This window comes from Bacillus thermozeamaize (genome assembly GCA_002159075.1).
GTDB classification, from domain to species: Bacteria; Bacillota; Bacilli; order ZCTH02-B2; family ZCTH02-B2; genus Bacillus_BB; species Bacillus_BB thermozeamaize.
The window spans coordinates 1-6,637 of record LZRT01000111.1 but is presented as its reverse complement, the minus strand read 5'-3'; the positions used below and the strand labels follow the sequence as shown (position 1 = coordinate 6,637).

At 52.7% G+C, this 6,637-nt stretch carries 6 protein-coding genes, 1 pseudogene and 1 CRISPR repeat array; all 7 genes and pseudogenes read right to left on the bottom strand.

Annotated features, from left to right (window positions below; all coding sequences use genetic code 11):
• Positions 1-79, bottom strand: a pseudogene (locus BAA01_15390) (transposase).
• A gap of 46 nt (positions 80-125) precedes the next feature.
• A CRISPR array of direct repeats spans positions 126-1,435; the repeat unit is 29 nt; unit sequence GGGATCATCCCCGCATACGCGGGGAGCAC.
• A 29-nt stretch (positions 1,436-1,464) separates the two neighbouring features.
• Positions 1,465-2,373: a type I-E CRISPR-associated endoribonuclease Cas2 gene (locus BAA01_15385; GenBank protein ID OUM85153.1), complete on the bottom strand. Its 909-nt coding sequence runs from the start codon at positions 2,371-2,373 to the stop codon at positions 1,465-1,467.
• Positions 2,374-2,375: 2 nt separating this feature from the next.
• The gene (locus BAA01_15380; GenBank protein OUM85152.1) at positions 2,376-3,383 is read right to left on the bottom strand and encodes a subtype I-E CRISPR-associated endonuclease Cas1; all 1,008 of its coding nucleotides are present in this window, start codon (positions 3,381-3,383) and stop codon (positions 2,376-2,378) included.
• A gap of 7 nt (positions 3,384-3,390) precedes the next feature.
• The gene (locus BAA01_15375) at positions 3,391-4,062 is read right to left on the bottom strand and encodes a type I-E CRISPR-associated protein Cas6/Cse3/CasE (GenBank protein ID OUM85151.1); all 672 of its coding nucleotides are present in this window, start codon (positions 4,060-4,062) and stop codon (positions 3,391-3,393) included.
• A gap of 3 nt (positions 4,063-4,065) precedes the next feature.
• Entirely contained in the window at positions 4,066-4,752 is a 687-nt protein-coding gene (locus tag BAA01_15370) for a hypothetical protein (protein ID OUM85150.1), read from the bottom strand.
• Positions 4,749-5,849, bottom strand: coding sequence for a type I-E CRISPR-associated protein Cas7/Cse4/CasC (locus BAA01_15365; GenBank protein OUM85149.1), 1,101 nt, complete (start codon positions 5,847-5,849; stop codon positions 4,749-4,751). Before BAA01_15365 ends, BAA01_15370 begins: the two co-directional genes overlap by 4 nt.
• The gene (locus tag BAA01_15360) at positions 5,836-6,453 is read right to left on the bottom strand and encodes a type I-E CRISPR-associated protein Cse2/CasB (GenBank protein ID OUM85148.1); all 618 of its coding nucleotides are present in this window, start codon (positions 6,451-6,453) and stop codon (positions 5,836-5,838) included. The genes BAA01_15365 and BAA01_15360 overlap by 14 nt, the downstream gene beginning before the upstream one ends.
• Positions 6,454-6,637 lie beyond the last annotated feature (184 nt).

Sequence of the window (6,637 nt, the reverse complement as noted above, 5' to 3'; positions counted from 1 at the left end):
TCGACCTTTCCTCCTTCAGAATTTCCAGCACGATTTGGGCTTTTTGTTCCGGTGTAAACGTTCTGCGGATGGTTGTCATCAACTAAGAAACTCCTTTTTTGTTGTCTAGTTTTCGTAGTCCATTATAGATCATCCCCGCATACGCGGGGAGCACGCACGCACCATGTCGCGCGTGGTGATGATCCCGGGATCATCCCCGCATACGCGGGGAGCACAACTGTTTCAGGCTGAAAATGGCACCGGGCGCGGGATCATCCCCGCATACGCGGGGAGCACTACTCGCCGCCTGGTGTCACAATGGCATTCGTGGGATCATCCCCGCATACGCGGGGAGCACTTGCAAACCTCTTTCATGTACTCTCGCACCACGGGATCATCCCCGCATACGCGGGGAGCACTGCGAGGAAGTGGCGAAGGACTGCGGCGCCGCGGGATCATCCCCGCATACGCGGGGAGCACTGCTGAGCGAACACGACATCGCATACTACACCGGGATCATCCCCGCATACGTGGGGAGCACTAGACAGGCACGTACTCCTGCGGCTCGCCGCCGGGATCATCCCCGCATACGCGGGGAGCACTCCACCACGTCGCGCTTAATCAGCGCCAACTCGGGATCATCCCCGCATACGCGGGGAGCACCAGCAGCGAGGATCTCAGCGGCACGCGCTTCCGGGATCATCCCCGCATACGCGGGGAGCACCCGTCGCCACAATACGCCCGAGCGAATCGGGCGGGATCATCCCCGCATACGCGGGGAGCACCCAGTGGATGGCGTGGACGCCCATGGCCGCGGGGGATCATCCCCGCATACGCGGGGAGCACGTATCCCGCTACACGTCGACGACCGCAGGATCGGGATCATCCCCGCATACGCGGGGAGCACCGGCTCAATTACAACCAGAGCGACATTTCAAAGGGATCATCCCCGCATACGCGGGGAGCACTGAACCAATTCGCGGTCGCAACCCCGTTCGACGGGATCATCCCCGCATACGCGGGGAGCACATCGTGGCGTTCCGGGCTGATCGCAAGCCGTGGGGATCATCCCCGCATACGCGGGGAGCACTCTTTGCCGCCGACCGTCTTCGCGTGCGTCTCGGGATCATCCCCGCATACGCGGGGAGCACCGGGAATGCTTCCTCGACTACGTTGCTGCCGGGGGATCATCCCCGCATACGCGGGGAGCACCATCAATCGGACATGCAAGGCGTTTCTGAACAGGGATCATCCCCGCATACGCGGGGAGCACCGTAACGGTCTGCTAACACTTGCGCTTCGCGCGGGATCATCCCCGCATACGCGGGGAGCACTAAATTTCATTGTCAATCCCTCCATGATTTGTGGGATCATCCCCGCATACGCGGGGAGCACCATCAATCGGACATGCAAGGCGTTTCTGAACAGGGATCATCCCCGCATACGCGGGGAGCACACTAAACAAATCCCGCCATTAAGCCATTTTTATTTTTCGTTTTGCCGGATTTCATTTAGTTTCATATAAAGTTGCATCGCTGCAAAACAATCATTCAGACTTCGATGCAAGCCTGTGACTTCAATCCCAAAATGCTCCAGCAATGTTTCAAGCCTGAAATTCGCTACATGATCAACAAACCTCCTGGCCATCGCCAATGTATCCAGCCGTCGGTTTGAAAACAACGGAAGGCCGAATCTGCCGCACGCAGCTCGCAAGAATGCGTAATCGAAATCACTATTGTGGACAATGACGGGCAGATCCTGAACGAATTCCATAAATTCAGTCAACGCTTCTTTTAGCGGTTTCCCTTGCTGCTCCAGCATCTCGTCTGTAATCCCGGTCAATTTCGCGACATCCTGCGGTATTTTGCCATTGATTTTGATCAATGTCTGATACTGGCCGATGACTTCATGATTCCGAACCTTGATGGCGCCAATTTCGAGAATTTCATCCTGATACGGCGACAATCCGGTTGTCTCAACGTCAATGACTACATAGTCATTCCATGCCGGAAATGGATCTCTCCTTGACATCTGTCTGGCTTTCAGGAATTTCGACGCTTTGCTGTAGCCGGAATGCAATTGATCCGCTGACTTCTCATAGCGTTTTGCAAGCCTTGAACTTGATGGTCGCAGCATCAATTTCAATCCGTCAAAATCGATCGGTTCCCAATCCGCGTTATGGGTTCGAAAATCAAGCCGCTGCTCTCCCTTGCCTGTACTGAAAACCATGGTAGCCCGTCCTTTGACGGCTTGTTCCTGAACCCGATGCCAGATGTGGTCTCTCACTCTCGCACTAACCTTTCCGACGTAAACACCGGTATTGACCTCCAACAACCATCGGGTCAATTCACCCCGTAGAGCAGGAGGGCAATCCGTCAAAGTCAGTACGATCATCCTTACTCCTCCAAGAGGACGCCATATCCTTCCTCAAGTTCTTCTTCATCAGTGTCATATTCATCGATCCGTTTTCCGTAAGATACCGCATTGGGCACCAGACCAAACCTTTCATCCCAAAGATGAACAATGTCGGCATCCACGGGATCTTGATCTGAAAACTCTTTTCCAAGCAAAAGAATCCGGATGTCCTTTACCATTCTCTCGAGGATCTTTCCGTCCGCAATGGCATCCCTGACTCGTCTTCGCGTTTCGCCGCCAATATCTCCCGGTTGCTCGGAAGCAACCTGGAAGGCAATCGGAATGGTCAATTGAGCTTTATACAAATCCGCGATATCAAAAACAAACGAACGGTCATGGCCAGTATGAATGAAACCGAGGCCGGGCGAGCAACCCAACGCCACGATCACGCTGTGCACAATTCCGTACAGACACGAATGGGCGGCGGACAGCGCCATGTTGACAGCATCGCTTCCATGAAAATCTTCGGGATCATACTCTCTGCCATGCCACGGAACACCCGTCGCTTTGGATGCCTTCCTGTACACGGCACGAATTCTCGCGCCTTCACGCCCCCTCAACTGCTGCATGGTCAAATGGGAAACATCTTCATCCGGAAAGCGAAGCTGGTACATTTGTCTTGCAACCGCGAGCCGTGTTCTCGGATTTGAAACCAGTTCAGCCTGTTTGATCAGCAAATGCGAAGAACGGGTCAGCGGCCGGCCGTGCGCATAATAGCGCACGCCCCGCTCGCCGACCCAGATCACGGTGACTCCAGTGTCTGCAATCAATTCCATGGCTCGATGCGTGATTTTTGTGCCAGGCCCTAACATCAAAACACTGAGAGAAGCAGCCGGAACGTGGACAGTGCCGCGCACATCCGTTACCGTGATGGCACCGTCCTGACGATTAATCACGCATCGCTCCAAATATAAGAAGGACAGCCGGTCGCTGATGGTTGGCAAAGATTGCAAATCAGGTTTGCTCTTCCCGAACGATTTCGGTGTCACTTCGCGATCACCGCCCCATCGGCATGATCGTCATCAATCCGCATCCATAGGCTTTGGCTCTCCCAATTCCCTTGATCAACGTTTGCCGAAAAAGAATCGGATCCACTACCGTCAATATCCCTTCAAATGTAACCGTCCGCAAAGTCACCTGATGACGTCCGCCTGTTTGATTTTTGCTGAATTTTTTCCACTCAGAGTGGATGACGTCGAACTCATCGGGTTCCAATGAAAAACCGCAGGTGGCGGATTTTCTGATCAACCATTGTTTCTGTTGTTCCGGCGTGACATGGGCAAAAACCTTGCCTCTTCCGGTTTCTTCATCCTTTTCTTTGAAACTGCTTCTCACAGGATTCGCCCGCAGCCGGAATCGCCAGCGTTGCCCTTCCCGCAAGCGATCCAGCAAGGGCAAGTATGATTTCGTCTCTCCTTCATGAACGCCAGGAAAACCGAATTGGTGGACAAGCAAAGACAGATTTGGGGGTGCTTCGCTCAAAAGGAGCAAGCTGCATTTATCAGTCAAGTAATCTATGCGCCACAAAAGACGTCTTTGCCCCTGTTCCGAACCACGATCATCCGTTTCGACGGCAGCTTCAACGGCCCCATGGAAGATTTGTGGCGAAGACAGCGCCCGGATGGTTTCCATCCGGGTGGTGTCCAGAAAAACTCTAGATAAATACACTGGTCATCCCCCCAATATCGAAAAGGGATCGTGATCCGTCTCAGGTTCCCGGTCTGCCTGATCCGCCGTCCAACGATTTTCGATTGTCCTTTCGGCAATCCGACGAAAACCGTGCTGGCGGTTTTCCGGATTGAATGATATGGGATTGTCCCGCAACAAATAGAAAAACGCATCTTCCGGCCCGGCGTCGTAAATCAAGCGGAGACGGTCAGATCGATTGCTTGCTTGCAGAGGTTCCTGTTCCAATGCTTCAATCAATGATTTTCCTCTTCGGATCCCGAGTGAAACCTGACCTTCTGGCGGACATGAACGCCTGCCAAGAAAGAGGGGATAAGCCGGTCGGCGAATCGCTTCGTCGATATCAGCAAGCGTCGCATCATCCCCCTCTAATCCGACCAAAAACACCGCATCGGCTAGGTAATATCGATGGGACACGTAGGGATCTTTTTTGCCGGGTCTCTGAGCGATATGAAAGTCCCGCAGCAACTTCCCCTCTTGGTCTACCCGGACTCCAAAACGCAATGTCGCCAAATCAGCAACACTTTCATCACGTCGGCGACCTTGGGCTGCTGCAATCAAGCCGATGACTCCACTTTTTGTCGGAACGCGTTCTGTCCCCCGTCTGTCAAACTTGGCATCGCTGCCCCAAGCCTGCAGAGGAGCGGCCAGTCTCAACAACAACGTGCTCATGCGACACTACCGCCCGCTTCAAGAAAACTTGGCAACGCATTTTTCAATTGATCAAGCACGTGATTGAGCGGCATCGGTTCACCCAATTCTTGCAGCAGAACACCGACCGTTAGCGACAAGACCGGTTTTCCTGCAAAATACTTGTACACTTTGTCAGCGTGTTGCACCAATCTCTTTGCCGACGGTCCCACGTACCCCTCATCGCTTGCCGGGACCGGTTTTTCAAACGCCCCCACCAAATTGATGGGTTGATCCTGCCTAAGCGTGACCAAAACCGCGTCAGGCAGCGTACGATTGGCGAACGAATTTTGCTTTCCAGTTGGCATTGAACATACGAAAGCGCGGACAAATTGGACAGCAGCTTCCACGGTATCTTCAGCCAACTGTTCCTTCAGCTGATGCAATGCTACAGTGGCATAGCGATACATGGTGGAGGAATTGAATTCCGTCGTCCCGATATGACCGGCTCCAGCATGCTCATCGTTCGGCCAGTCGTCGACTGCGGTGAAGTAATCATATTCAGTGACCACTTTGTGTGTAGAGATGCTGTGGGCGATCTGAGCCGACGCATCCGTATTCAATGACGGTTCGTCGGCCACCATTCGCCCGAACAGAGCCACGTCAATGGCCGGTGATTGCTTCAGCGCCTGCTGAATTTTTTCCTTACTCCCCCTATTCACAGTGTTATTTGCCATTTCGGGGTATTCGACCACCAATCGGGCCAAAGCTTGAGCTTGCGAACGACTTAGAAAGAACAGCGCATCCGTTCCTTTCTCGACTGACTTGATATCAAGGCCGGCGTTTTTCAATATCCTCTCTGCCAACTTCAACGATTCCAACGATCCATCAATCTTTGTGATTTCGCCCGCTACCATTTCCACAATCCGTTTTGTGCGAATTCCCAGTTTTTCTTGCGGCAGCACGTCCTGAAACATCAACCTTATCGCCCGTTTCCAACTTTGAGAGGATACACGGGACCGAAGCACGCCGCCATAGATGGCCGTCTTCGGGCTGCCTGTATCATCTCTGTTGATGCAACTGGACGGCACGCTTTGAATAGCATGAATGTCAAGATAAAGACGATTATTGCGCTGCATGGACAACTCCTCCTTCTTCGCCAACGGAATTTTCATTCGGTTTCAAATACAGGCCTCTTCCCCAATGCAATCGGATATAGTCCTGATAATTGGAAAATTGAAAATAAAACAAATCTTTGGCCAACCATCCGTAATCAAGGGGGACATCTTCATCTCTGAACAATTGAACAAGGCCGCGCAGATGCCAGACCAGTTCATCAATGTCGTTAGCCGTCACAACTGTCATGAATCGGCGTTTGATGGCCTCATCCCGTTCTGATTTGGCTTTAATCAGCCTCCCCACAGCTTGTCCCAACGAAACTCCCGGTTCGTGCATGCATTTTGCTCGAATGTCTTTGCTTTGCTGATGCAAAGCAAACAAGGTCAAAACCGTGTGTACCGCCCTTTCTCCAGCGCTTGGTTGCGGTCCTTTGCCTGCCAATTCGGCCGGAAAGCCGTCAAACATCATCTCCCACAATTCCGGGACACTGCCGGGTTCTTTTCCGACTCCTCTGCGGAGTTTCGCCATCATGGAACTGAATAATGATTGCTTGCTGATCCGAATCAGAGAATCAATTCGATGGTTAACGAACTGCTGAATCTTTTGCCCGTTTGATCTATCCACCTTTATCCCCTCCTCGTATAGTAGTTTTTGAAGGCAGTTGCCTGGCCGATTTCCAGTCTCCTCGGGGACTGGAGGCCACCTTCAAAATTTCCAGCTTGCTCTTTGAAAATTTCACATCAGGGACTGGACTTTCCGGCATGCCTCCGGACAATGGTACTCAGGGGCCATTCGGGGAAATTCGACT

What these genes read in the sequence shown, in the direction of transcription:
- BAA01_15370 (OUM85150.1), bottom strand. Translation starts at nt 4,752, where the DNA reads ATGAGCACGTTGTTGTTGAGACTGGCCGCTCCTCTGCAGGCTTGGGGC.
- BAA01_15385 (OUM85153.1), bottom strand. Translation starts at nt 2,373, where the DNA reads ATGATCGTACTGACTTTGACGGATTGCCCTCCTGCTCTACGGGGTGAA.
- BAA01_15365 (OUM85149.1), bottom strand. Translation starts at nt 5,849, where the DNA reads ATGCAGCGCAATAATCGTCTTTATCTTGACATTCATGCTATTCAAAGC.